The 1,115-nt window shown below is 35.9% G+C and carries 2 protein-coding genes; both read right to left on the reverse strand.

What is annotated here, in order from left to right; genetic code table 11:
• Positions 1 to 11 precede the first annotated feature (11 nt).
• Positions 12 to 731, reverse strand: coding sequence for a lysophospholipid acyltransferase family protein (locus COO03_RS17890; protein WP_097898452.1), 720 nt, complete (start codon positions 729 to 731; stop codon positions 12 to 14).
• 111 nt (positions 732 to 842) lie between these two features.
• Positions 843 to 1,115, reverse strand: a 273-nt coding sequence (locus COO03_RS17895; protein ID WP_179863017.1) for an FMN-dependent NADH-azoreductase, incomplete at its 5' end; no start/stop codon positions are given.

Consider the following 1,115-nt stretch of genomic DNA (forward strand, 5'->3'; position numbering starts at 1 on the left):
AGACTTTGTTATTATTTATGTAATTGAGCCGCAATAATATCTTTTGTATGCTGTGTTAGTTCTTTAACATCCATACTTGCATATTGCTCAGGTGTAATTGGTTTCGAAATTGTTATTGTTGCATGTGCTGGCTTCATTCGATTTCCATTTGCTTCAAACATCTTATATGTTCCATCTAAAGTTACTGGCAATATAGCCACACCAGATTTTACAGCAAGATGAAAACTACCAGCTTTAAAATCTCCTATTTCGCCACCTTTACTACGCGTTCCTTCTGGAAAAATTACAATAGAATGGCCGCTCTTTAACCGTTCAATTCCATCTTTAATAGCCTGTAGTGATTGACGACGATCCCTACGATCCATAAACACACAATTCATCAATTCCATCCAAGTTCGTACAATCGGAAATTTTTTAATTTCCACTTTTGAAACAAATCCGATTGGTTTATTTAAGTAACCTAGTAAAACTGGGATATCCATATCACTTTGATGATTACTTACAACAAGTACCGGTTGATCTGTCGGCACGTTTTCAAGTCCATTTACTTGTACAGTCGATCCCGCTACACGAACCATCTTCTTACCAAACCAATTTGTTGTTTTATACACAAGGCGATCTTTTTCTTGTGGCGATAGTGTTTTTACTTTACCCTGTATTCGCCATAACCTCGGTGTAATGCCAATTACAATTAAAATTAAATAAAAGATTTTAAAAAACGTTTGAATCATACAGAACCCCCACCTATTATCATTCCGTCCTTCATTATACTAGACAAACGAAGGAAAAAGAAGAAAAAATGTCCAAACGACAAGCGTTTGGACATTTTTGAGTTTTCTATATTAGAAACGTTTTGCTAATTCACGCGCATTTGCAATTGCTGCTTCTTTAATTTCTTGTGCTTTTTCAGGATTTGCATTCATGCCTTCAACTGCAAGATATTCTACATCAGACACACCCATAAATCCTAATACTGCATTTAAGTGTTTACGTCCGAAGTCCATTGCTGCGTATGCTCCCTCAGAGTAAATACCACCTGTAGCTTGAATGTGAAGTGCTTTTTTACCTTCTAGTAATCCAACTGGCCCATTTTCAGTATATTTAAATGTTTTACC

This window comes from Bacillus sp. AFS098217 (genome assembly GCF_002551815.1).
In the GTDB taxonomy this organism is placed as follows: Bacteria; Bacillota; Bacilli; order Bacillales; family Bacillaceae_G; genus Bacillus_A.

Bases quoted from the DNA above. Each gene is read 5' to 3' on its own strand.
- COO03_RS17890 (WP_097898452.1), bottom strand. From the start codon at position 731: ATGATTCAAACGTTTTTTAAAATCTTTTATTTAATTTTAATTGTAATT.